The sequence below is a fragment of the Methylobacterium sp. E-041 genome, assembly GCF_022829665.1.
In the GTDB taxonomy this organism is placed as follows: Bacteria; Pseudomonadota; Alphaproteobacteria; order Rhizobiales; family Beijerinckiaceae; genus Methylobacterium.
The window spans coordinates 24,247-48,213 of record NZ_JAKSYQ010000179.1; the positions used below are offsets into that span (position 1 = coordinate 24,247).

At 70.2% G+C, this 23,967-nt stretch carries 20 protein-coding genes and 1 riboswitch; of the genes, 8 read left to right on the plus strand and 12 right to left on the minus strand.

Going from position 1 to position 23,967, the window contains the following annotated elements; all coding sequences use genetic code 11:
- Window positions 1-369: 369 nt before the first annotated feature.
- The 6 genes from MKK70_RS15680 to gcvT all read right to left on the minus strand — a co-directional run bounded on the left by MKK70_RS15680 (window position 370) and on the right by gcvT (window position 8,150).
- On the minus strand, window positions 370-849 hold the full coding sequence (locus MKK70_RS15680) for a cache domain-containing protein (protein ID WP_147725812.1): 480 nt from the start codon (window positions 847-849) through the stop codon (window positions 370-372).
- 60 nt (window positions 850-909) lie between these two features.
- Window positions 910-1,281, minus strand: coding sequence for a hypothetical protein (locus MKK70_RS15685; protein WP_147725811.1), 372 nt, complete (start codon window positions 1,279-1,281; stop codon window positions 910-912).
- Between the two features lie 1,336 nt (window positions 1,282-2,617).
- The gene (locus MKK70_RS15690; protein ID WP_147725810.1) at window positions 2,618-3,463 is read right to left on the minus strand and encodes a transglutaminase-like domain-containing protein; all 846 of its coding nucleotides are present in this window, start codon (window positions 3,461-3,463) and stop codon (window positions 2,618-2,620) included.
- A gap of 203 nt (window positions 3,464-3,666) precedes the next feature.
- Window positions 3,667-6,522: an aminomethyl-transferring glycine dehydrogenase gene (gene gcvP, locus MKK70_RS15695; RefSeq protein ID WP_147725809.1), complete on the minus strand. Its 2,856-nt coding sequence runs from the start codon at window positions 6,520-6,522 to the stop codon at window positions 3,667-3,669.
- A 72-nt stretch (window positions 6,523-6,594) separates the two neighbouring features.
- Complete coding sequence (gcvH, locus tag MKK70_RS15700) at window positions 6,595-6,957, minus strand: glycine cleavage system protein GcvH (RefSeq protein WP_147725808.1); 363 nt, start codon at window positions 6,955-6,957, stop codon at window positions 6,595-6,597.
- Window positions 6,958-6,980: 23 nt separating this feature from the next.
- Window positions 6,981-8,150, minus strand: coding sequence for a glycine cleavage system aminomethyltransferase GcvT (gene gcvT / locus MKK70_RS15705; RefSeq protein WP_147859256.1), 1,170 nt, complete (start codon window positions 8,148-8,150; stop codon window positions 6,981-6,983).
- 158 nt (window positions 8,151-8,308) lie between these two features.
- Window positions 8,309-8,410, minus strand: a riboswitch (glycine riboswitch).
- 198 nt (window positions 8,411-8,608) lie between these two features.
- On the opposite strand from gcvT, the gene MKK70_RS15710 reads away from it, so the two are divergent.
- From MKK70_RS15710 to MKK70_RS15745, 8 genes are all read left to right on the plus strand, one after another.
- The gene (locus MKK70_RS15710; RefSeq protein WP_147728199.1) at window positions 8,609-9,367 is read left to right on the plus strand and encodes an ABC transporter ATP-binding protein; all 759 of its coding nucleotides are present in this window, start codon (window positions 8,609-8,611) and stop codon (window positions 9,365-9,367) included.
- Entirely contained in the window at window positions 9,360-10,100 is a 741-nt protein-coding gene (locus MKK70_RS15715; protein WP_147728198.1) for an ABC transporter ATP-binding protein, read from the plus strand. Before MKK70_RS15710 ends, MKK70_RS15715 begins: the two co-directional genes overlap by 8 nt.
- Window positions 10,101-10,227: 127 nt before the next feature.
- Complete coding sequence (locus MKK70_RS15720) at window positions 10,228-11,430, plus strand: ABC transporter substrate-binding protein (protein WP_147728197.1); 1,203 nt, start codon at window positions 10,228-10,230, stop codon at window positions 11,428-11,430.
- Window positions 11,431-11,496: 66 nt separating this feature from the next.
- On the plus strand, window positions 11,497-12,384 hold the full coding sequence (locus MKK70_RS15725) for a branched-chain amino acid ABC transporter permease (protein ID WP_147728196.1): 888 nt from the start codon (window positions 11,497-11,499) through the stop codon (window positions 12,382-12,384).
- Between the two features lie 141 nt (window positions 12,385-12,525).
- Window positions 12,526-13,518 carry a branched-chain amino acid ABC transporter permease gene (locus MKK70_RS15730; protein WP_147728195.1) on the plus strand — a complete coding sequence of 331 codons (993 nt, stop codon included), beginning with the start codon at window positions 12,526-12,528 and terminating at the stop codon, window positions 13,516-13,518.
- 34 nt (window positions 13,519-13,552) lie between these two features.
- Entirely contained in the window at window positions 13,553-15,157 is a 1,605-nt protein-coding gene (locus MKK70_RS15735) for an AMP-binding protein (RefSeq protein ID WP_147859257.1), read from the plus strand.
- 108 nt (window positions 15,158-15,265) lie between these two features.
- Entirely contained in the window at window positions 15,266-15,631 is a 366-nt protein-coding gene (locus MKK70_RS15740; RefSeq protein WP_147728084.1) for a hypothetical protein, read from the plus strand.
- A gap of 160 nt (window positions 15,632-15,791) precedes the next feature.
- Window positions 15,792-16,220: a DUF3291 domain-containing protein gene (locus tag MKK70_RS15745; RefSeq protein WP_147728085.1), complete on the plus strand. Its 429-nt coding sequence runs from the start codon at window positions 15,792-15,794 to the stop codon at window positions 16,218-16,220.
- Between the two features lie 10 nt (window positions 16,221-16,230).
- Here MKK70_RS15745 and MKK70_RS15750 read toward each other — a convergent pair whose 3' ends face one another.
- From MKK70_RS15750 to MKK70_RS15775, 6 genes are all read right to left on the minus strand, one after another.
- Window positions 16,231-17,952, minus strand: a complete 1,722-nt coding sequence (locus MKK70_RS15750) for an AMP-binding protein (protein ID WP_147728086.1) — start codon at window positions 17,950-17,952, stop codon at window positions 16,231-16,233.
- A 262-nt stretch (window positions 17,953-18,214) separates the two neighbouring features.
- Window positions 18,215-19,003: an enoyl-CoA hydratase gene (locus tag MKK70_RS15755; protein ID WP_147728087.1), complete on the minus strand. Its 789-nt coding sequence runs from the start codon at window positions 19,001-19,003 to the stop codon at window positions 18,215-18,217.
- A 2-nt stretch (window positions 19,004-19,005) separates the two neighbouring features.
- Window positions 19,006-19,908: a 3-hydroxyisobutyrate dehydrogenase gene (gene mmsB, locus MKK70_RS15760; protein WP_147728088.1), complete on the minus strand. Its 903-nt coding sequence runs from the start codon at window positions 19,906-19,908 to the stop codon at window positions 19,006-19,008.
- Window positions 19,909-20,088: 180 nt separating this feature from the next.
- Window positions 20,089-21,168 (minus strand): enoyl-CoA hydratase/isomerase family protein, encoded by a 1,080-nt coding sequence (locus tag MKK70_RS15765; RefSeq protein ID WP_243948814.1) that lies wholly within the window; start codon window positions 21,166-21,168, stop codon window positions 20,089-20,091.
- Entirely contained in the window at window positions 21,168-22,310 is a 1,143-nt protein-coding gene (locus MKK70_RS15770) for an acyl-CoA dehydrogenase family protein (RefSeq protein ID WP_243933202.1), read from the minus strand. The genes MKK70_RS15765 and MKK70_RS15770 overlap by 1 nt, the downstream gene beginning before the upstream one ends.
- A 57-nt stretch (window positions 22,311-22,367) precedes the next feature.
- Window positions 22,368-23,864 carry a CoA-acylating methylmalonate-semialdehyde dehydrogenase gene (locus MKK70_RS15775; protein WP_147842730.1) on the minus strand — a complete coding sequence of 499 codons (1,497 nt, stop codon included), beginning with the start codon at window positions 23,862-23,864 and terminating at the stop codon, window positions 22,368-22,370.
- Between the last annotated feature and the right edge of the window lie 103 nt (window positions 23,865-23,967).

Sequence of the window (23,967 nt, forward strand, 5' to 3'; positions counted from 1 at the left end):
CGCTTGACGATCCGTCGTCCGCCGTTCCGTACGACACGGACGCATCACGACCGGCCTGCTGGTCAAACCGACCCGAGCCGCACGACGAAGCCGGAGAACCAAGGCGGAAGTCGAAACGGCGAGCGCGGTCGCGTCCGTGTCGCCCGTCAGCGATCGGCCGACGGCTCGACCTAAATGCGATCGATCGCAGCGGCATCCCGCGCCGCGGGGGGAGGCGAACGGAACGGACACCATGCACCGCATCCTGCCCGCGATCCGAGGCGTGACGCTCCGGGCGGGGCTAAAGACCTGCGTCCAGGCCGAGAAGCTCTCCCATCGCGCCTTGCGAAGGCGCCCGAGCCGTCCGCCACGGGCGTCGCTGCAACGCGGTCAATCGACATAGACGCCGGCGCCCACGAGCGCAGCCACGCCTCCGACGCGCGTTCCGCAGACATAGCTCCACTTGACGGACGGTATCGATGAACCGGGCTTGGGAAACATGTAGTCGACCCAGCCGGCGCCGAACCTATTGACGACATCGATGAAGTCTTTGTGAAATCGGTTCCCGTCGGCATCGCGCTCGTTGAACAGATCCCGTCCCTCGCGATCCGGATGAGCGGCGTTGAACAGGACGGTGCCCTGCATGTCGACGACGAACAGGTATACGTCCCCATGACGCCAGAACGTATTCTTCTTTCGAAAATCTCCGAATGCTTCCGCACCGTGCGTTTCCAGAATCCGGGCCGCCTCATCAACGAGCGCCTCGATGTCCACCGCCTGGCTCGACGATGGAGGATTGATCATCTCGGCGACAAGGATCCTCGCGCTTAAGGCCAGCACCGCCGGCCAGATCAGCAGGGGCTTGAACATGCCGGCGCCTCGATGACGAGCACAACGGTCCTGCGACAGGCCGTGACCGGAGACCAGGACCTATTTGTCGGAACCCGTCATCGTCGACGAATTCCCATGCGTTTCGATTTCGGACGGGATGAAAGCGGCCGAGGTCGGCGTCTCGAAGGTGCGATCATTGCCTTTGTTGCGCCCTAGCACGATTGCCCACCAGCGCCGCTTGATGACAACGGGAATCTCAACAGCGTTGATAGGCGATCTCGAGCTTATAAGACAATCATGCCGATCGATGATTTGACCGAGCCGCTTCAGCGCCGCGAAATTCTGGGCGGCCATCAATTTATGTCCCAAGCAAGCGCCGCCCTCGTTCAAGCAAAGAAAAGTTTCCTCTGCGCGCGCAATAATATTCCTTGCTTCATCGCAATATAATCCGACTTTTGCCAGATCCGACATCTGCCACTCCATGTATACCACACGTGTGATGCTAGGAATCGCTTGGCCTCGTTACATCATGCGTTTGATGGATGCAATGGATGAATGCCGCAACACAGATCAACCGGCGGGAGGCAGGGCGGAAACCGTTTGGTTTTCATGGCCTGACTGGCTCCGCAAGGCCAAAGAGCCCCGTAGGCAGCCGATTCTGCTTGGCCTTCGGGGAAGGATGGCTTACGTAAATTCCGATAAACAGTTAAGTTACGCCCTGCAAGGCCGTCGTCTTGCAATCGTCTTTCGAGTATATATTTGATAGCACGTCCTTATCTTCGACATCAACAACATAGAATTGCGGAAATTTGCAGTCTTGCAAGTCTAAGAGACGACTTCACGACGCAGCCGGGATGAGGGAAAAATCCAGGCTATTTACTGAATCAAAAGTCATGCGCCTCATGAAATACCTTGATTTATTGCGATATACAAGTCGGTTTTTGATTACTGAAGAAGTTACTTAGAAAAATTATATTTATTGGTTCTCGGCGACGGGCCGTGGAAGCGCTGGGCGCCCCTGATCATTGGGGGGGCCGGACCTGAAGGGCGCGGCCCGGTGCGACGACCGGACGTTCGTCGGGGGCGTCCTCTGGATCCAGCGCCGCGGCTGGCCTCGACGCGATCCGCCGGAGGCTCCGAGCAGAACGGCGTGCTTCGTCGGTTCGGCTGCCGGAACCGGAGAGGGGGGTGGCGGCAGATCTCCGGGGCGCTGTCGGACGATCCCGGCTTCGAAGACCCGATCGTGGATGCCACCATCGCGCGCGCCCGCCGGCCTTCGGTCGGCGCCGGGGGCCGGCGATCGAGCCGCGTCCGACCCGGCGCTCGGACGTTCGCGCGGCCGGCGGAGCAGTCGGATCCATTTCGCCTTGCACGGCCCAGGCTGCCCGGTTGTGCTTCACCCTCGGCGCGGGCCGGAGGGGCGGTGCGCCTCAGGCCGAGAGCCTGATCACCCACCTTCGGGTCGACATCGTCACGGCCGATGCGGCTTGGGACAGGAATCGCCTGCGCGAAGCCCGTCGCCGGCATCGTCCCAGGACTCGAACCACTGCCCACGCGGCCCGAAGTGCCCGACGATGCAGCTTCACGGGCTCGAGCCGGCCCAGGCATCCAAACCCGTCTTCGCCGCGGCGAGATGGAACACGCTCGTCAGCGCCACCCGAGCAGCACGAGGTAGCCGGAATAGGTGAGGGCGGTGGCCATCAGGGCGAGCGCGGTCGGATCCATGGCGGGCGGATACCGGGGGGAGTCCCGCGCGGCCATCCCGCGATCCGTCGCTGCGGCGGGATGCCCTGGCGCGGGCGGACGCTCAGGCGGCCTGCATCAGCACGAAGTCGTCGGGCACCGCGTCGGTGTGGACGTCGAACTGCGCCAGCAGCGCCGTGCCGAAGCTGGTGGAGATCGCGACGTCGGTGGCGTCGCGGCCGCGCGCGATGACAATGCGGCCGATCCGGCGCGCGTCGTGGCGGGCGTCGAAGGTGTACCAGCGGCCACCGTTCGGGCCGTTCAGGTAGACCTCGAACCAGGCGGAGAAGTCCATCGGGTTGATGTCGACCGGCACGCCGATGTCGCCGAGATAGCCGGTGCAGTAGCGCGCCGGAATGTTCATGCAGCGGCACAGGGCGACGGCGAGGTGCGCGTAGTCGCGGCAGACGCCGACCTGCTGGTTGTAGCCGTCGAAGGCCGAGCGGGTGGCGTCGGCGAGCTGGTAGTCGAAGCGGATGCGCTGGTGCACCCAGGTGACGATCGCCTGCACCCGGGCCCAGCCCTCTTGCGTGTTGCCGAACAGCGACCACGCGATGCCGGAGAGCTTGTCGGTCTCGCAATAGCGCGAGCCCAGCAGGAACACGAGCACGTCGTCGGGCAGGTCCGGCACCGCGAATTGCTGCGCGGTCGGCTCGTAGGCGTCGAGCTCGCCGCTGTCGACGATCAGGAAGTCGGCCGACACCGTGATGCGCCCGCCCGGCGACAGCAGCCGCACGCAGGTGTTGCCGAACCCGTCGGTGTAGGTCCGCATCGGCACCGGCGGATCGACCCGCATCGCGTCGGAGGTGAGCAGGTCGATCGCCCGCGAGGGGTGGACGTTGAGCTGGTAGGTGAGCGCCGTCGGGCCGAACGTGTCGTAGCCGATCGTGTAGCCGGTCCGGATCTTCATGGGGCGCTCCGCCGCGAGGAGGAAAGACTTTCCAAATACCGGTAGAGGTGAATGTTCCTCATGCGAAAGTGCCGGAACGGGCATTCGGCGCTCAAAGAGTCGGCAAATGGCGCGGAACCGTCATTCGAGGCTCCCGAAACGTCGGGTGCGTGCCGGCCGGCGGCCGGAACGCGTCGTCGCCGAGGGGCGCGGCGGGCGTCGGTTCACTCCGCCGCGGCCTCGTAGCTGTCGGGGGCCGGGCAGGAGCACATCAGGTTGCGGTCGCCGTAGGCGTTGTCGACGCGGTTGACCGGCGGCCAGTACTTGTCGATGCCGCGCGCGCCCGACGGGAAGCAGGCCGCCTCCCGCGAATAGGGCCGCTCCCAGGCGCCGATCAGGTCCTGGACCGTGTGCGGCGCGTGCTTGAGGGGGTTGTCCGCCCGGTCCGCGCGGCCCTCCTCGATGGCGCGGATCTCGTCGCGGATCGCCAGCATCGCGTCGCAGAAGCGATCGATCTCGGCCTGGGTCTCGGATTCGGTCGGCTCGATCATCAGCGTGCCGGCCACCGGCCAGCTCATGGTCGGCGGGTGGAAGCCGCAATCGATCAGGCGCTTGGCGATGTCCTCGACCGTGATGCCGGCGCTCTTCTGGAAGGGGCGCACGTCGACGATGCACTCGTGCGCGACCCGGCCGTTGGCGCCAGCGTAGAGGATCGGGTAGGCGCGGCCGAGCCGGGCGGCGATGTAGTTGGCGTTGAGGATCGCGACGCGGGTCGCCTGGGCGAGGCCGCGCCCGCCCATCATCAGGCAGTAGCTCCAGGAGATCGGCAGGATCGAGGCCGAGCCGTAGGGGGCCGCCGAGACCGCCCCCTCCTCGCCCGAGCGCGGATCGGAGGGCAGGAACGGGATCAGGTGTGCCTTGACGCCGATCGGCCCCATGCCGGGCCCGCCGCCGCCGTGCGGGATGCAGAAGGTCTTGTGCAGGTTGAGGTGGCTGACGTCGGCGCCGATGTCGCCGGGCCGGGCCAGCCCGACCAGCGCGTTGAGGTTGGCCCCGTCGAGGTACACCTGGCCGCCATGGGCGTGGACGACGTCGCAGAGCTCGCGCACCCGCACCTCGAACACCCCGTGGGTCGAGGGGTAGGTGATCATGCAGGCCGCGAGGTTGTCGGAATGCCGCTCGGCCTTGGCGCGGAAATCCGCGACGTCGATGTTGCCGTTCGCGTCGGCGCCGACGACCACCACGCTCATCCCGCACATCTGCGCCGAGGCCGGGTTGGTGCCGTGGGCCGAGGACGGGATCAGGCAGATCGTCCGGTGCGCCGCGCCGCGGGAGAGGTGGTAGCGCCGGATCGCGAGCAGCCCGGCATACTCGCCCTGCGCGCCGGAATTCGGCTGCATCGAGATCGCGTCGTAGCCGGTGATCGCGCACAGCTTCCCGGACAGGTCGCCGATGAGCTCGTGATACCCGGCGGCCTGATCGGCCGGCACGAACGGATGGATCTCCGAGAATTCCGGCCAGGAGATCGGCAGCATCTCGGCGGTGGCGTTGAGCTTCATCGTGCAGGAGCCGAGCGGGATCATCGCCCGGTCGAGCGCCAGGTCGCGGTCGGCGAGGCGGCGCATGTAGCGCGTCATCTCGCTCTCGGCCCGGTTCATGTGGAAGATCGGGTGCGTGAGGTAGGCGGAGGTGCGGACAAGGCCGTCCGGCAGCCGGGACGCGGGCCAGGCCTCGTCGTAGATCGGATCCGTCGCCCCGAAGGCGCACCAGACCGCCTGCAGGATGTCGGGGCGGGTGCGCTCGTCCACCGTGATGCCGATCCGGTCGTCGCCGACCTTGCGCAGGTTCACCCCGTTGGCGACCGCCTGGGCCAGGATCACGCCCTGGAACGCCCCGACCCGGACGGTGATCGTGTCGAAGAAGTGCTCGGGCTCGACCGTGAAGCCCAACGCCGCGAGCCCCTGGGCGAGGCGCACCGCGTCGCGGTGGACGCGCTGGGCGATGGCCTTCAGCCCGGCGGGGCCGTGGAACACCGCGTACATCGAGGCGATGACGGCGAGCAGCACCTGCGCGGTGCAGATGTTCGAGGTCGCCTTCTCCCGGCGGATGTGCTGCTCGCGGGTCTGCAGCGCGAGGCGGTAGGCACGGTGTCCGTGGGCGTCGACCGAGACGCCGACGAGGCGCCCGGGCAGCGCGCGCTTGTGCGCGTCGCGGGTCGCCATGTAGGCGGCGTGCGGTCCGCCGAACCCCATCGGCACGCCGTAGCGCTGCATCGAGCCGATCGCGATGTCGGCGCCCATCTCGCCGGGCGACCTCAGCAGTGTCAGGGCCAGCGGATCGGCCGCGACCGCGGCGATGGCGCCGGCCGCGTGCAGGGCCGCGATCGGCCGCGAGACGTCGTGGATCGCGCCGCAGACGCCGGGATACTGGAAGATCGCCCCGAAGACCGCTTCCGGGTCGAGGTCGGCGAGGGGATCGCCGACGACGATGCGCCAGCCCATCGGCGCGGCGCGCGTCCGCAGCACCGCGATGGTCTGGGGCAGGCAGTCGCGGTCGACGAAGAAGGCCTCGGCCTTCGAGCTGGCGACGCGGCGGGCCATGCCCATCGCCTCGGCGGCGGCTGTGGCCTCGTCCAGCAGCGAGGCGTTGGCGACGTCGAGGCCGGTGAGGTCGCAGACCAGCGTCTGGAAGTTGATCAGCGCCTCGAGCCGTCCCTGGCTGATCTCCGGCTGGTAGGGCGAGTAGGCGGTGTACCAGGCCGGGTTCTCGAAGATGTTGCGCTGGATCGCCGGCGGCATCGTCGTGCCGTGGTAGCCCTGGCCGATCAGCGAGACGAGGACCCGGTTGCGGTCGGCGATCTCGCGCATCCGCTCGATCGCCCGGCGCTCGGTCAGCGCGGGGCCGAAGGCGAGGTCGTCCGCGAGCGGCCGCGCCTGCCGGATGTCGGGGGGCAGGGTGTCGTCGATCAGCGCCTCCAGGCTCGGGGCCGCGACCACCGAGAGCATCGCGTCGATCTCGGCATGGGTCGGGCCGATGTGGCGGCGGTTGGCGAAGTCGTAGGGGTCGTAAAGCGCGGTCATGGCGGCATCCCGGCTTGGAAGGGCGATAAGGCCGCCGGCGCGTCGGCGCCGGCGGCGGAGCGTCGCAGGCGGTTACTTCGGCAGGGCGGCGTAGGCGGCCTCGTCCATCAGCCCGTCCATCTCGGACGGGTCGTCGAGGCGCAGGCGGTAGAGCCAGCCGGCCCCTTGCGGATCGGTGCCGACGGCGGCCGGGTCGCCCGCCGCCGCGTCGTTGACCGCGACGACCTCGCCCGAGAGCGGGGCGTAGACGTCCGAGGCCGCCTTGACCGATTCGACGACGGCCGCCGCCTCGCCCTTCGACAGCTTGGCGCCGACCTTCGGCAGCTCGATGAAGACGAGGTCGCCGAGCTGCTCGGCGGCATGCGCCGTGATGCCGACGGTGACGACCTCGCCCTCCGCCCTCAGCCACTCGTGCGCGTCGGTGAATCGCAGCATGGTCTTGCTCCTGACGGGATGTTTCAGATCCGGCCGCGCTTGAACCCAGCCGGGACGAAGGGGAGGGGGACGACCCGAACCGGCAGGCGCTGGCCGCGGACCTCGGCGAAGACGCGGGTGCCGTCGGTCCCGAGCGCGACGGGCAGCATCGCCATCGCCGCCGGCGCGCCGAGGCTCGGGCCGAAGCCGCCGGAGGTGACGGTGCCGACGGGCTCGGTGCCGGCCTCCTCGGCAAACAGCGGTGCCCCCGCCCGCACCGGGCTGCGCCCCTCCGGGCGCAGGCCGACGCGGCGGCGGGACGGGCCGGCGGCGATCTCGGCGAGGATCCGGGCGTCGCCCGGGAAGCCGCCGGCGCGCGCGCCGCCGATGCGGCGCACGGACGGGATCGCCCAGGCCAGGCCGGCTTCGACCGGCGAGGTGTCGGGGCCGATATCGGCGCCGTGCAGGCACAGGCCAGCTTCGAGCCGAAGCGAATCGCGGGCGCCGAGCCCGATCGGCATCACCGCCGCGTCCGCGAGCAGGGCCTCGGCGACGGCCTCGGCGGCGACGTCCGGCAGCGAGATCTCGAAGCCGTCCTCGCCGGTGTAGCCGGAGCGGGTCACGAGGCAGGCATGCCCGAGGATCGGAACCTCCGCCGCATCCATGAAGCGCATCGCCGCGACCTGCGGGGCGATGCGCGCCAGGGCGGCTTCCGCCTTCGGGCCCTGGAGCGCGATCAGCGCGCGGTCGAGCGCCGTCGCCGTCACCGCGGCGGGAAGGTAGGCCCGGAGATGGGCGAGGTCGGCCGCCTTGTTGGCAGCGTTGACCACCAGCACCAGCCGGTCGCCGAGATTGCCCACCATCAGGTCGTCGCGGATGCCGCCGGCGGCGTCGGTCAGCAGGCCGTAGCGCTGCCGGCCGGGCTTCAGCCCGACGATGTCGGCCGGGATCAGGGCCTCGAGGGCGCGGGCGGCCTCGGCCGGGTCGTCCGCCGCGAGCGCGATCTGGCCCATATGGGACACGTCGAACAGGCCGGCGTTCGCGCGGGTGTGAATGTGCTCCTTCAGCAGCCCGGCGGGATAGTGCAACGGCATGTCGTAGCCGGAGAACGGCACCATCCGCGCGCCGCGGCGCAGATGCAGGGCGTGCAGCGGGTTGCGCAGCAGGCCGGAAGCGCGGGGGGTGTCGACGGTCGCGAGGGGGTCCGCATGCATCTGGTGTTTCCACGACGACGAGCCGCCGAAGAACGCGGATGCGTTCCTCGGATGCCCCCATCTGTCGCGGTTACCTGAGAGCTTCCCCCGGACGCCGCGTCGGCGGTCTCCGAGGTTTCTCCTTCGGTGGGCGCCAGGTGGCGCCTCTCTCCAGATCGTCCAACGATACGGTGATTGTGCCTGAGAGTTTCCGGGGGTGGTTGCTCCGTCGGCGCCATGATCGGTCGTCGGACCGATCTGGGCTCTCCCGTATCGCTTTATGCGGACGCGGTCAGACTGGCATTCTGCGATGCGGCCGGCAAGCGCCGGCCGGACAACCTGCCCCTGACTGTCACGCTTTCCGCTGCCGGAAGGGGTGTCATCGGCCGGGGAATGTTCGCGCCGCCTTCGAAAACGCGATGGACGCCGCCGGCGCTTCCGGCGATACATCCTGCTAAAGATGCAGGGGAGGGTTGCGTTTGGCACAGGACATCATCCTGTCCACGACCAGGTTGACCAAGGAGTTCAAGGGGTTCCGCGCCGTCAACGGCGTGACGCTCGAGGTTGTGCGCGGCACCATCCACGCGCTGATCGGCCCGAACGGCGCCGGCAAGACCACCTGCTTCAACCTTCTCACCAAGTTCCTCAGCCCCACGGCCGGCGCGATCCATTACAAGGGCCGCGACATCAGCCGCCTGCAGCCGGCCGACGTCGCCCGGCTCGGGCTGGTGCGCTCGTTCCAGATCTCGGCGGTGTTCCCCCACCTCACGGTGATGGAGAACGTCCGCATCGCGCTGCAGCGGCGCAAGCACGGCGACTCCTTCGACTTCTGGCGCGCCGAGACGGTGCTGCGCCGCCTCGATGCCGAGGCCCTGGACCTCGTCGACCAGGTCGGCCTATCGGAATTCGCCGGCCACCAGGCGGTGGAGCTGTCCTACGGCCGCAAGCGCGCGCTCGAGATCGCCACCACCCTGGCGCTCGATCCCGAGATGCTGTTGCTCGACGAGCCGATGGCCGGGATGGGCCACGAGGACGTCGAGCGCACCGCGGCCCTGATCCGGCGGGTCGGCAAGGACCGCACCATCCTGATGGTCGAGCACAACCTGTCGGTGGTCGCCTCGCTCTCCGACCGGATCACCGTGCTCGCCCGCGGCCAGGTGCTGGCGGAGGGCGACTACGCCACCGTGTCGAAGGATCCGCGCGTGATCGAGGCGTATATCGGGGCCGGGCATGGCTGAGGCGGCGCTGAAGACCGTTCCGCGCGCGAGCTCGGACGCCCTGCTGGCGGTGCGCGGCCTGGAGGGCTGGTACGGCGAGAGCCACGTCCTGCACGGGATCGACCTCGACGTGCGGGCCGGCGAGGTGGTGACGCTGCTGGGCCGCAACGGCGCGGGCAAGACCACGACGCTGCGCGCCATCATCGGCATCCTGGCGCGCCGCGCCGGCTCGATCACCTACGAGGGCGTCGAGACGATCGGGATGGCCTCGCGCAACATCGCGCGGCTCGGCCTCGGCTACGTGCCGGAGGAGCGCGGAATCTTCGCGAGCCTCACGGTGGCCGAGAACCTGATGCTGCCGCCGATCGTGAAGCCGGGCGGCATGTCGGTGGCCGAGATCCACACCCTGTTCCCGAACCTCGCGGAGCGGGCCGGCAGCCAGGGCACCAAGCTCTCGGGCGGCGAGCAGCAGATGCTGGCCATCGGCCGCATCCTGCGCACCGGCGCCAAGCTGATCCTGCTGGACGAGCCGACCGAGGGGCTCGCCCCCGTCATCGTCCAGCAGATCGGCCGGACGATCCGGGAGCTGAAGGGCCGCGGCTACACCATTGTTCTCGTCGAGCAGAACTTCCGCTTCGCCCAGACGCTCGCCGACCGCCACGTGGTGATCGAGCAGGGGCGGGTGGTCGACGAGATCGCCAACGACGCGCTTGACGCCAATATCGACAAGCTCCACGCCTATCTCGGGGTCTGAAGACCTCGGGCATCGACGGACTTCTAGAGTCCTCATACGAAGAGAAACGCGACGCACGAGGCCGACGACGGACGGGCACTTGGCCCCGACGCGTAAAACGGCCGGCGCACCGAGGAGGACGGACCGGATGCTGAGACGAATGCTGCTTGCCGCCGCGCTGGGGACCCTGACGGCGGCGGCCGCGCAGGGTCAGACGCCGGTCAAGATCGGCGTGCTCACCGACCGCTCCGGCGTCTACGCCGACATCGCGGGCGAGGGCTCGCTCGTGGCCGCCCGGATGGCGGTCGAGGACTTCAAGGCCGCCGACAAGGGCCTCAAGGTCGAGGTCATCTCGGCCGACCACCAGAACAAGCCCGACGTCGGCTCGGCGATCGCGCGGCAATGGTACGACCGCGACGGCGTCGACATGATCATCGACGGCGTGACCTCCTCCGTGGCCCTGGCGATCAACCAGGTCACCAAGGAGAAGAACAGGACCTTCATCGACACCGGCGCCGGCACCGCCGACCTCACCGGCGTGCAATGCACCCCCAACACCGTGCACTGGGTCTACGACACGGTGGCGCTCGCCAACGGCACCGGCGGCGCCATGGTCAAGCGCGGCGGCGACACCTGGTTCTTCCTCACCGCCGACTACGTCTTCGGCCAGACGCTCCAGCGCGACACCACCGCGGTCGTCACCAAGAACGGCGGCAAGGTCGTCGGCTCGGTCAAGACCCCGTTCCCGACCGCCGACTTCTCCTCGTTCCTGCTGCAGGCGCAGGGGTCGGGCGCCAAGGTGATCGGGCTCGCCAACGCCGGCGGCGACACCATCAACGCGATCAAGCAGGCCGGCGAGTTCGGCATCACCGAGGGCGGGCAGGCGCTGGCCGGCCTCCTCGTCTTCTCCTCCGACGTGCATTCGCTCGGCACCAAGGTGGCCCAGGGGCTCGTCCTGACCGAGCCGTTCTACTGGGACCTCACCGACGCCACCCGCGCCTTCTCGGACCGCTTCGCCAAGCAGATGGGCGGCAAGAAGCCCACCGCCAACCATGCCGGCGTCTACGCAGGCACGCTCCACTACCTCAAGGCGGTGGAGGCGCTGAAGGCGGCCTCCGACGGCGCCAGGGTCGTCGCCAGGATGAAGGACATGCCGACCGACGACCCGCTGTTCGGCAAGGGCACGATCCGCGTCGACGGGCGCAAGATCCACGACATGTACCTGTTCGAGGTCAAGAAGCCCGCCGAGTCCAAGGGCGAGTGGGACCTCTACAAGCTGCTGGCCACCATCCCCGGCAACGAGGTGTTCCGCCCGCTGAACGAGGGCGGCTGCCCCCTCGTAAAGGGCTGAGCGGTTGGCGTTCTCCCGCGGCGCACGGCGCGCCGCGGCGTCGGGGCAGACGATGGCTGGGTTGCGATGACCACGATCTTCGGCGTGCCGATGCAGGCGCTGTTCGGCCAGCTCCTGCTCGGGCTGATCAACGGCTCGTTCTACGCGATCCTCAGCCTGGGGCTGGCGATCATCTTCGGGCTCCTGAACATCATCAACTTCGCCCACGGGGCGCTGTACATGATGGGCGCCTTCGTCGCCTGGATGCTGCTCAACTACCTCGGGGTCAACTACTGGTGGGCGCTGGCCCTGGCACCGCTCCTCGTCGGCGCCTTCGGCATCGTGCTCGAGCGGGTGCTGATCGCGCGCCTGTACAAGCTCGACCACCTCTACGGCCTGCTGCTGACCTTCGGCATGGCGCTGATCATCCAGGGGCTGTTCCGCAACTACTACGGCGTCTCGGGCCTGCCCTACGCGATCCCGCCGGAACTCTCCGGCGGGCAGCGCCTGCCGTTCATGTTTCTGCCGAACTACCGCGCCTGGGTCGTGGTCGCGTCGCTGGCCGTGTGCCTGGCCACTTGGCTCGTCATCGAGAAGACCAAGCTCGGCTCGTACCTGCGCGCGGCAACCGAGAACCCGACCCTGGTCCAGGCCTTCGGCGTCAACGTGCCCCTGTTCCTGACCCTGACCTACGGCTTCGGCGTCGCGCTCGCAGGCTTCGCCGGGGTGCTCGCTGCGCCGATCTACTCGGTCAACCCCAACATGGGCGCCGACATCATCATCGTGGTCTTCGCCGTGGTGGTGATCGGCGGCATGGGCTCGATCCTCGGCTCGGTCATCACCGGGTTCGGCCTCGGGCTGATCGAGGGGCTGACCAAGGTGTTCTATCCCGAGGCCTCGGCCACCGTGATCTTCGTGATCATGGTGCTGGTGCTGCTGGTGAAGCCCGCCGGCCTGTTCGGGCGGGCGGCCTGATGCGCCAGCCCACGCCGACGAGCGCCGAGGCCGGCCCGCCCACGCGCGGTCGGCGGCAAGCGCGACCGCGCGTCGCCGCAGGTGCGGCGGACGCCATCGGCCGTTCACGGTCGATGGCCATCCAGACAGACGGATTCTGACATGGCCGACACCGCCGCCCTCGCTCCCGCGGACGCCGCCATCGCCCCGGTCATTTCCGAAGGCAGGGACGACCGCGCCCTGCATCGCAGGATCATGCTCGGCATCGCCGTGTTCCTCGCGGTGGCGCCGTTCGTGCTCTACCCCGTGTTCCTGATGAAGGTGCTGTGCTTCGGGCTGTTCGCGCTCGCGTTCAACCTTCTGCTCGGCTACGGCGGCCTGCTCTCCTTCGGGCACGCCGCGTATTTCGGGATGGCGAGCTATCTCTGCGCCTACGCGGCCAAGGTCTGGGGCCTGAGCCCGGAACTCGCGATCCTCTGCGGCACGCTGACGGCGGCGCTGCTCGGGCTGGTCTTCGGGGCGCTCGCGATCCGGCGCCAGGGCATCTACTTCTCGATGATCACGCTGGCGCTCGCGCAGATGGCGTTCTTCTTCTCGCTCCAGGCCAAGTTCACCGGCGGCGAGGACGGGATCCAGGCGGTGCCGCGCGGCGCCCTGTTCGGCACGATCAGCCTCGCCGACGACCGCGCACTCTACGGCCTCGTGGCTCTGGTGTTCATGGGCGGCCTGCTGCTGATCTATCGCATCATCCACTCGCCGTTCGGGCAGGTGCTGAAGGCGATCCGCGACAACGAGCCCCGCGCGATCTCGCTCGGCTACCGGGTGAACCAGTACAAGCTCGCGGTGTTCGTGCTCTCGGCGACGCTCGCGGGGCTCGCCGGCTCCACCAAGGCGATCGTGTTCCAGCTCGCCTCCCTCACCGACGTGCACTGGGCGATGTCGGGCGAGGTGGTGCTGATGACGCTGGTCGGCGGCATGGGCACGGTGTTCGGGCCGATCATCGGCGCGCTGGTGATCGTCACGATGGAGACCTACCTTGCGCAGTTCGGCGCCTGGGTGACGATCATCCAGGGCGTGGTCTTCGTGCTCTGCGTGCTGCTGTTCCGCGAGGGCATCGTCGGCCTGATCGCGCGGATCACCCGGCGTCCGCTGTGACCCGGGCCGGCGGAGGCGCGGGGAGGGTGGGCGCATGAGCCCGTTCGAAACCGGGCTCGACCGCTCGGCCGCGAACTGCGCGGCGCTGACGCCCGTGAGCTTCCTGGCGCGCGCCGCCGACGCCTTCGCCGACCGCTTGGCGGTGATCGACGGCGACCGGCGCCTGACCTACCGCGCGCTCGACGCCCGCTGCCGCCGCCTCGCCGCGGCGCTGGGGGGGCGCGGGATCGGCCGGCTCGACACGGTGGCGATCCTGGCCGGCAACGTGCCCGCGATGATCGAGGCGCACTTTGCCGTGCCGATGCTCGGCGGGGTGCTGAACCCGCTCAACACCCGCCTCGACGCCGCCACGCTCGCCGCCTCGCTGACCCATGGCGGGGCGCGGGCGCTGATCGTCGACGCGCCGTTCCGGGCGCTCGCCGCCGAGGCGCTGGAGGCCGTCCCGAACCCGATCCTGGTGATCGCCGTGGACGACCCCGGGGGCGGCGGCCTCGCCTACGAGGACCTCGTCGCGGAGGGCGACCCGGACTTCGTCGGGCCGGGGCCGGACGACGAGTGGCAGTCGCTCTGCCTGCTCTACACCTCGGGCACCACCGGCGACCCGAAGGGCGCGGTCTACAGCCACCGCGGCGCCTACCTCCAGGCCCTCGGCAACGCGCTCACCTTCGGGCTCTCGCCGGGCAGCGTCTATCTCTGGACGCTGCCGATGTTCCATTGCAGCGGCTGGTCCTACCCCTGGGCGGTGGTGGCGGCCGGCGGCACCCAGGTCTGCCTGCGCCGGGTCGAGCCGGCTGCGATCTATCGGGCGATCGCCGAGCACGGCGTCACGCATCTGTGCGGCGCGCCGATCGTGCTGTCGATGATCGTCAACGCCCCCGCGGACGTGCGCAGGCCGTTCCCGCAGCGGGTGCGCTGCGCGACGGGCGGCGCCGCGCCGCCCTCGACCGTGATCGCCGCGATGGAGGCGGCCGGCTTCGCGGTGACCCACCTCTACGGCGCCACCGAAAGCTACGGCCCGGCGACGATCTGCGTGCCCGGCCCCGACTGGGACCGGTTGGAGCCCGGCGAGCGCCACCGCCGCATGGCCCGCCAGGGCGTGGCGCTGCCGACGGTCGAGGCCGTGCGCGTCGTCGATCCCGGAACGCTGGCGGCGGTGCCGCGGGACGGCGCCACGGTCGGCGAGATCGCCCTGCGCGGCAACACCGTGATGAAGGGCTACCTCAAGAACCCCGAGGCGACGGCCGCGACGCTTCGCGACGGCTGGTACCTCTCGGGCGACCTCGCGGTGCAGCACCCCGACGGGCAGATCGAGATCAAGGACCGCGCCAAGGACATCATCATCTCCGGCGGCGAGAACATCTCCAGCCTGGAGATCGAGGAGGTCCTGACCCGCCACCCCGCGGTGATGCTCGCCGCCGTGGTGGCGCAGCCCGACGCCAAATGGGGCGAGAGCCCCTGCGCCTTCCTGGAGCTCAAGGCCGGCGCGACCCCGCCGAGCGAGGCCGAGATCGTCGCCTTCTGCCGGGCCGGCCTCGCCCGCTTCAAGGTGCCGAAGCGGATCGTGTTCGGCCCCCTGCCGAAGACCGCCACGGGCAAGATCCAGAAGTTCGTGCTGCGCGAGCAGGCCCGCGCGCCGTAGACGCGCGCCCCGGCAAGGCGTCGCTCCGGACACGATCGGATACACGCCGTTACGCTTCGTTAACCATCCGCTCGCCATCCTGTGGCCTTCAAGCCGGGAGCGACCGTGGTGACCCAGACCCTGACCCTCAGCTTCGACGACCCCACCGCCGAGTGCCCGCTGCCGCCCGACGCGCTGGGCCGGATCTCCCGCGCCGACCCGGAGACCGTGTCGGCGATGGTCTGCGAGATCCCCGAGGCGACCCGCGCGCGGCTGGCGGTCTACCTCTACGGCCGCAGCCACACCCACGAGCTCGGCATCCGGATCGCGGCCACCTGCGACGGCGCGGTGCTGCGCCGCGCCGCCGGCCTCGTCGGCAACACCCTCTACGACCTGTCGCGCCGCCCCTACGCTGCCCCGAGCTACGGCAACCACCGTTCGCAGGGCAGCCGGATCAGCCTCGGCGGTCCGCGCCTCGACAGCCGCCGCGGCTAGAGCGGTTGCCCTCATCGATCGATCGCGGAAACGAGTCTGACCTGCTGAGGGGCCGCATGTTCGTCACGCAGGCCGGCATCCGCCGCCCTTGAGGATGCTCCGCGGCGGTACGGACGGCACAGGACGTGGTACGGCCGGCCCCTCTGCGAGGGATGCCGCCATGTCGTGGATCAGCCTCACCCGGTTGCGGCTTCGCGGCTGGCGGTTCGTGCCCGGATTCGCGTGGTACGCGATCCGGTCGAGCCGGCAGGCCTCCAGGGCCGCCGGCTACCGCGACGGCGCGCTGCTCAACGACGCCAAGCTGACCTTCTGGACCGTCACCGCCTGGACCGACGAGGCGGCGATGCGCGCCTACGTGCTGGCCGGCGACCACCGCGCGGCGATGGGCAAGCTCAGCCGCTGGTGCGACGAGGCCTCGGTCGCCCACTGGATCGCGCCGGGCCTGCCGGACTGGCCCGAAGCCGACCGGCGGATGCGCGAGACCGGCCGGCCCTCCAAGGTCCGCCATCCGTCGCCCGCGCACGCGGCGCTCGCCTACGATCCGCCGCGCACGACCCGCGGCGGACGGCTTCCCCGGGCGGCCGGCTGAGCCGGACCGCTCAGCCCGGTTTCCGCTCGTCGGCCTTCAGCTCCGGGAAGTCCGACTGCGCGAAGGCCAAGCCCCGGAACGGGTCGTCGGTGGTGCCGTCGTGCTCCAGGCGCCGGAGCTGGACCCGGCGGATCTTGCCGGAGATGGTCTTGGGCAGCTCCGCGACGAACTCGATCGCCCGCAGCCGCTTGAACGTCGCGAGCCGCGCGTTGGTGAAGCGGAAGATGTCGAGGGCGGTCTCCCGCGTCGCCTCCGCGCCGTCGACGAGCGACACGAAGGCCTTCGGGATCGTGTAGCGGATCGCGTCGGGCGCCGGCACCACCGCCGCCTCGGCCACCGCCGCATGCGCGATCAGCACGCTCTCCAGCTCGAACGGGCTGATGCGGTAGCCGGAGGACTTGAACACGTCGTCGGCGCGCCCGACGAAGGTCAGGGTTCCGTCCGGCTCGACGAAGGCGACGTCGCCGGTGCGGTAGAGCGGTCCGTCCGCGCCGGAAAGGTGGCCGGCGCCGTCGTCGTAGCCCTGCATCAGGCCGGCCGGGCGGTGCTCGCCGAGGGCGAGGCAGACCTCGCCCTCGCCCGCCGGCTGATCGTCGATGTCGAGGATGCGGACCGTGTAGCCCGGCAGCGGCCGGCCCATGGCGCCGGGCTTCACCGTCTGGCCCGGGGTGTTGGCGACCTGGGCCGTGGTCTCGGTCTGGCCGTAGCCGTCGCGGATGGTCAGGCCCCAGGCGTCGCGCACCCGCTCGATCACCTCCGGGTTCAGCGGCTCGCCGGCGGCGCAGACCTCGCGCAGCGCCAGGTCGTGCCCGGTCAGGTCCTCCTGGATCATCAGCCGCCACACCGTCGGCGGCGCGCACAGGGTGGTGACGCGGCAGCGGGCGAGCACCGCGAGCAGGGCAGGGGCCGAGAACGGCGCCTGGTTGACCACGAACACCGTGGCGCCGGCGTTCCAGGGGGCGAAGACCGAGGACCAGGCGTGCTTGGCCCAGCCGGGGGAGGAGACGTTGCAATGGACGTCGCCGGGCTGCAGCCCGAGCCAGTACATCGTCGACAGGCTGCCGACCGGATACGAGCGGTGGCTGTGCCGCACGAGCTTGGGCTTCGCCGTGGTGCCGGAGGTGAAGTACAGCAGGAACGGGTCGTCGGCGCCGGTCGCCGCGTCGGGCGCGAACGCGTCGGAGGCCGAGAATGCGGCCGCGTAGGGCTGCCAGCCGGGCGCGGCCGGCCCGGTCGTCAGGCGCACCACCGGCCCCAGGTCGACGCCCTCGAACTTCGGCACCTGATCGGCCCCGGCCACGATCAGCCGCGGCCGCCCGCGGTCGAGCCGGTCGGCGAGCTCGCCGTCGGTCAGCAGCGTGGTCGCCGGGATCACGATCGCCCCGAGCTTCATCGCCGCCAGCATCGTCTCCCACAGGGCCGGCACGTTGCCGAGCAGCAGCAGCAGGGTGTCGCCGCGTCGCAGGCCCAGCGACCGCAGGCGGTTGGCGACCTGGTTCGAGCGCCGGCTCATCTGCGAGAACGAAACCTTCGTCTCCGCCCCCGAGGCCGCGTCGACGATCCACAGGGCAGGGCGGTCGCGGGTCTCCGGGCGGGTCGCGAGATCCGCGTCGAACCAGTCGAGCGCCCAGTTGAACGCCGCCGCGTCCGGCCATCGGAAGCCCGCATAGGCCGCCGCGTAGTCGGTGCGGCGGGCCAGAAGAAAGTCGCGGGACTCGCGAAAGCTCGGCATCGGCGTTCTCCCTGGTTTTCGGTGGCTTTTCCGTTGTCTTGTGTTCGATCAGTCTTTTGCTGAACTGAAGCTTCGGCGGAGCCTCTTTCCCCTCTGCGGGGGCTATCACGTCCGCCCGGCTCGCGCGTTTCGGTTCGAAAACCCCCACCGTCCTCCCGGGGCGCCGGAGGCGAGCCCGGGATGACGGGGCGGGGCCGGATGAGTTTCGCTCGAGGCCGGGACGATGCGTGAAGACGATCGGCCTCCGTAGCGAGAAGTGGCGCTACCCGTGCGTGAACTTGGGCGCGCGCTTCTCGACGAAGGCGGCCATGCCCTCCTTCTGGTCCTGGGTGGCGAACATCGCGTGGAACACCCGCCGCTCGAAGCGCACGCCTTCCGTGAGCGTGGTCTCGTAGGCGCGGTTGACCGCCTCCTTGGTCATCATCGCGATCGGCTTGGACATACCGGCGATGGTCTCGGCGACCCGCATCGCCTCCGCGACGAGCCCGTCGGCGGGCACGACCCGCGAGACCAGCCCGGCCCGCTCGGCCTCGGCCGCATCCATCATCCGGCCGGTCAGGCACATCTCCATCGCCTTGGCCTTGCCGACGAACCGGGTCAGCCGCTGGCTGCCGCCGATTCCGGGCATCACCCCGAGCTTGATCTCCGGCTGGCCGAACTGCGCGGTGTCGGCGGCCAGGATCAGGTCGCACATCATCGCGAGCTCGCAGCCGCCGCCGAGCGCGAAGCCGGCCACGGCCGCGACGATCGGGGTCCGCAGGGCCGTGAAGCGCTCCCAGTCGGCGAAGCGGTCGCCGGCATACATCTCGGCATAGGTCGCCGCCTGCATCTCCTTGATGTCGGCGCCGGCGGCGAAGGCCTTGGCCGACCCGGTGATGACGATGCAGCCGATCCCCGGATCGGCATCGGCGGCGGTCGCCGCCGCGATCAGCGCGCGGGTGAGCTGCGCGTTGATCGCGTTCAAGGCCTTGGGCCGGTTCAGGGTGATGAGCCGGACGCGCCCGCGCGTCTCGATGAGGATCGTCTCGTCCCCGGTCAGATTCTCCGGCATGGTCAAACCTCCTCGCGCGGTCCGCGCAGCATCTGGACGATCGCCGAGAAATCCTGCCCGCCGTGGCCTTGCGCGTCGAACCGGGCATAGAGGCGCTCGGCCTCGGCGCCGAGGGGCGTCGCGGCGCCGGCCGTCCCGGCGGCTTCTTGCGCGAGGCGCAGGTCCTTCAGCATCAGGGCGGCAGCGAAGCCCGGCCGGTAGCCGCTGTTGGCGGGCGAGGTCGGCACCGGCCCCGGCACCGGGCAATAGGTGGTGAGCGACCAGCACTGCCCGGACGAGACCGAGGCCACGTCGAACAGGGCCTGCTGCGAGAGCCCGAGCTTCTCGCCGAGCGCGAAGGCCTCGCACACGCCGATCATCGAGATGCCGAGGATCATGTTGTTGCAGATCTTGGCGGCCTGGCCGGCGCCGGCCGCGCCGCAATGGAACACGCTCCGGCCCATCCGCTTCAGGATCGGCTCGGCGGCGGCGAAGGCCTGTTCCGAGCCGCCGGCCATGAAGGTCAGCGTCCCGGCCTTGGCGCCCCCGGTGCCGCCGGAGACCGGCGCGTCGATCGCGGCGCAGGAGCGCGCCTCGGCCAGGGCGTGGGCCTCTCGGGCGCTCGCGACGTCGACCGTCGAGGAATCGATCAGCAGGGTGCCGGCGGGGACCGCTCCGGCGACCTGCGACCAGACCTCGACCACGTGCCGGCCGGCCGGCAGCATCGTCACCACCGCGGACGCGCCCTCGACCGCCTCCAGCACCGAGCCGGCGACGGCGACGCCCTCGGCCCGCGCCGCCTCCAGCGAGGCCGGGGCGAGGTCGAACCCGCGGACCGCGTGCCCGGCGCGGACGAGGTTGGCCGCCATCGGGCCGCCCATGTTGCCGAGCCCGATGAAGGCGATGGTCTGGGGCCGCGTCGTCATGGGTTCCTCCCGTATGTCTCTCACGGCGGCGCTCTGCCTGGAGCACGACCGATCCTTGTTCCTTGCTCCCATCCCCCCCTCATCCTGAGGTGCCGGAGCGAAGCGGAGGCCTCGAAGGAGAGATCTAGGTCCCGCTGCGATCCCTGGAGCCCTCCTTCGAGGCCCGCTGGCGCGGGCGCCTCAGGATGAGGGGGCAGGGTGGGACAAGACGTCGTCCGGCACCGAAAAGACCGGGGCCGCCCGCGGCGCGAGCCAGCCGGCGATCCGTTCGGGGTCGACCGCGTCGAGGGTCGGCGGCGACCAGCGCGGCGCCTTGTCCTTGTCGATCACCGCCGCGCGGATGCCCTCGCGAAAATCCCCCTCCGCCAGCAGGGCGAGGGACGCGTGGAACTCGCGCTCCAGGCAGGCCTCCAGCGTCGTCGCCGCGCGGCCGAGACGCAGCAGGCGCAGCGTCAGCACGAGGCTCGACGGCGACTTCTCCAGCAGCGTCGCGCGCGTCCGCCCGGCGAATTCGGAGCCTTCGCCGGCGAGCGCGGCCAGGATGTCCTCGACGCGATCGTGCGCGAAGCAGCGGTCGATGACGGCTTGCGCCGCGGCGAGCGGGGCCGGCCCCGGCGTGACGGCGCGCGCGTCGATCGCCGCCCGGACGGTGGCGTGGCCGGCCTCCGGGGCGAGGGCGGCGAGCGCCTCGATCAGGGCGGGCAGCGTCGCTGCGGGCACGCAGGCGTCGGCGAACCCCGCGAAGATCGCGTCGGCCGCGCCCATGGGCTCGCCGGTCAGCCCGAGATAGGTCCCGGTCTCGCCGGGCACGCGCGGCAGCAGCCAGGTGCCGCCGACGTCGGGCAGGTAGCCGATGCCGGTCTCCGGCATGGCGATGCGGGAGCGCCCGGTGACGACGCGGTGGCCGGCATGGCCCGACAGCCCGACGCCGCCGCCCATGGTGATCCCGTCCAGGATCGCCACGAACGGTTTTTCGTAATGCGCGATCCGCGCATCGAGGCGATACTCGTCGCGCCAGAAGTTCTCGGCGGAGCTTGAACCCGCGCTCTCGTAGAGCGAGCGCAGGTCGCCGCCGGCGCACAGGCCGCGCTCGCCTTCGCCGGTGAGCAGGATCGCGGCGACGCCTTCGTCGGCGGCGAAAAGATCGAGGGCGGCATCGATCGCGCCGACCATGCCGTGGGTCAGCGCGTTCAAGGCCTTCGGCCGGTTCAGGCGGATGCGCCCGAGCGTGCCGACGCGCTCGACGAGGATGTCGGGCATCAGCGCCCCCCGAGCAGCGCGCGGGCGATGATCACCCGCATGATCTCGTTGGTGCCCTCCAGGATCTGGTGGACGCGCAGATCCCGGACGATCTTCTCGATGCCGTACTCGGCGAGATACCCGTAGCCGCCGTGGAGCTGCAGCGCCTCGTTGGCGACGTGGAACGCGGCGTCCGTCACGTGGCGCTTGGCCATGGCGCAGAGCTTGGTCGCCTCCGGCGCCCTGGCGTCGAGGGCGGCGGCCGCGTGGCGCAGGAACGCGCGGGCGACCTCGAGCTCGGTCGCCATGTCGGCCAGCCGGAACTGCAGCGCCTGGAAGTCCGAGAGCTTCTGGCCGAAGGCGCGGCGGTCGCCCATGTAGGCGAGCGTCCGGTCGAGGGCCGATTGCGCGCCACCCAGCGCGCAGGCGGCGATGTTGAGGCGGCCGCCGTCGAGCCCGGCCATGGCGTAGCGGAAGCCGTCGCCCTCGGCGCCCAGCCGGTTCTCGACGGGCACCCGGCACTGGTCGAAGCGCACCGCGCGGGTCGGCTGGGCGTTCCAGCCCATCTTGCGCTCGTCGGCGCCGAAGGAGAGGCCGGGCGTGCCCTTCTCGACGACGATCGCCGAGACGCCCTTCGCGCCCTCGCCTCCGGTCCGGGCCATGACGAGGTAGAGGTCGCTGGCGCCGGCGCCCGAGATGAACTGCTTCTCGCCGGTCAGCACGTAGGCGTCGCCGTCGCGGACCGCGCGGGTTCGGAGCGCCGCGGCATCCGAGCCCGAGCCGGCCTCGGTCAGGCAATAGCTGGCGATCCTGTCCATCCGCGTCAGCGACGGCAGCCAGCGCCGGCGCTGCGCCTCGCTGCCGAAGGCGTCGATGATCCAGGACGACAGGTTGTGGATCGAGAGGAAGGCCGCCACCGTCGGGCAGCCTTCGCCCAGAGCCTCGAAGATCAGGCTGGCGTCGACGCGGCTCAGGGCCGATCCGCCGACATCCTCGCGGATGGTGATCGCGGCCATGCCGAGAGCTGCCGCCGCGCGAAGAGTCTCGACGGGGAAGTGCTTGCGCGCGTCCCAGTCGAGGGCGTGCGGCGCGATGTGCTCGCGCGCGAAGTTCTGGGCCATCTCCCGGATGGCGACCTGATCCTCGTCGAGCCCGAAGCGCATGGCATCAAGTCCTTGGCTGGACGGTTCTCCCTCCCCCGCAGAGGGGGGAGGGTCGGTTCACCGCATCGTCGGGATCGAGAACTCCGCGCCGCTCTTGATGCCCGAGGGCCAGCGCTGCGTCACGGTCTTGGTCTTGGTGTAGAAGCGGATCGCGTCGGGCCCGTGCTGGTTCAGGTCGCCGAAGCCCGAGCGCTTCCAGCCGCCGAAGGTGTGGTAGGCGATCGGCACCGGGATCGGCACGTTGACGCCGACCATGCCGACGTTGACCCGGGCGGTGAAGTCGCGCGCCGCGTCGCCGTCCTGGGTGAAGATCGCGACGCCGTTGCCGTACTGGTGGGTGGAGGGTAGGGCCAGCGCCTCCTCGTAGTCCTTGGCCCGCACGACCGAGAGGACCGGGCCGAAGATCTCCTCCTTGTAGATCGTCATGTCGGCGGTGACGCGGTCGAACAGGCAGCCGCCCATGTAGAAGCCGTTCTCGTAGCCCTGCAGGGTGAAGCCGCGGCCGTCGACGGCGAGCTCGGCGCCCTCCTGGAGGCCGGTCTCGATGTAGCCCTTCACCCGCGCCACCGCCTCGGCGGTGACCATCGGGCCGTAATCGGCCGAGCCGTCGTGCGAGGGGCCGATCTTAAGGCTCTCCACCCGCGGCACCAGGCGCTCCATCAGCCGGTCGGCGGTGCCCTCGCCGACGGGGACGGCGACCGAGATCGCCATGCAGCGCTCGCCGGCCGAGCCGTAGCCGGCGCCGATCAGCGCGTCGACGGCCTGGCCCATGTCGGCGTCGGGCATGATGATCATGTGGTTCTTGGCGCCGCCGAAGCACTGGGCGCGCTTCCCCGTCTGCGCGGAGCGGACGTAGATGTACTCGGCGATCTGCGAGGAGCCGACGAAGCCCACCGCCTTGATGTCCGCGTCGTCGAGGATCGCGTCGACCGCCTCCTTGTCGCCGTTGACGACGTTGAGGATGCCCGGCGGCAGACCGGCCTCCAGGAAGATCTCGGCGATGCGCATCGGAACGCCGGGGTCGCGCTCGGACGGCTTGAGGATGAAGGCGTTGCCGCAGGCGATGGCCGGGGCGCATTTCCAGAGCGGGATCATCGCGGGGAAGTTGAACGGCGTGATGCCGGCGACCACGCCCAGCGGCTGGCGCAGGGAGTAGACGTCGATGCCGGGGCCGGCGCCTTCCGTGAACTCGCCCTTCAGCAGGTGCGGGATGCCGCAGGCGAACTCCACCACCTCGACACCGCGCTGGATGTCGCCCTTGGCGTCGGGCACGGTCTTGCCGTGCTCGGAGGCCAGCAGCTCGGCGAGCGAATCCGTCTCGCCGCGGATCAGCTCGAGGAAGCGCATCATCACGCGGGCGCGCTTCTGCGGGTTGGTCGCGGCCCAGGCGGCTTGCGCGTCGCGGGCGTTCTCGACCGCCGCGCGAAGCTCGGCGCGGCTCGCCAGGGCGACGCGGGCCTGGACCTCGCCGGTCGAGGGAAGGAACACGTCGGCGAAGCGGCCGCTGGTGCCCGCGACGGTCTTGCCGCCGATGAAATGCCCGATCGTGCGCATGTGCGCCTCTCCTGTGCTCGTTTCCTCAGATCCGGCCGGCGCGACGGCCGGCCGATTTTGAGCGGACCATAGCAGCGCCGATCGGGCGATAAAGCTGGACCTG